This is a genomic window from Limosilactobacillus pontis DSM 8475 (assembly GCF_001435345.1).
In the GTDB taxonomy this organism is placed as follows: domain Bacteria; phylum Bacillota; class Bacilli; order Lactobacillales; family Lactobacillaceae; genus Limosilactobacillus; species Limosilactobacillus pontis.
On record NZ_AZGO01000061.1, the window covers coordinates 1 to 356 of the forward strand.

Below are 356 nucleotides of genomic sequence, written 5' to 3' on the forward strand. Positions count from 1 at the left end.
GGTAGCCGTAGGAGAACCTGCGGCTGGATCACCTCCTTTCTAAGGAATAAAACGGAGCCTACACATTGTCGAAACTTTGTTTAGTTTTGAGGGGTTTACCTCAAAACTTACTGAGACGCTTATTTGGGCCTATAGCTCAGCTGGTTTAGAGCGCACGCCTGATAAGCGTGAGGTCGATGGTTCAAGTCCATTTAGGCCCATATATGGGGAATTAGCTCAGCTGGGAGAGCACCTGCTTTGCAAGCAGGAGGTCATCGGTTCGATTCCGTTATTCTCCATTGCCAATCGCAAGGTTGGCACGAGCTTGTACTTTGAAAACTAAATAATATCTAATTTCTTTATTTATTAAAAACAAT

General features: G+C 44.1%; 2 tRNA genes. Both read left to right on the forward strand.

The features are described from left to right. Nucleotides 1–125 precede the first annotated feature (125 nt). Nucleotides 126–200, forward strand: a tRNA-Ile gene (locus tag FD34_RS06480). Between the two features lie 5 nt (nucleotides 201–205). Further along, a tRNA-Ala gene (locus FD34_RS06485) sits at nucleotides 206–278 on the forward strand. Nucleotides 279–356: the final 78 nt, after the last annotated feature.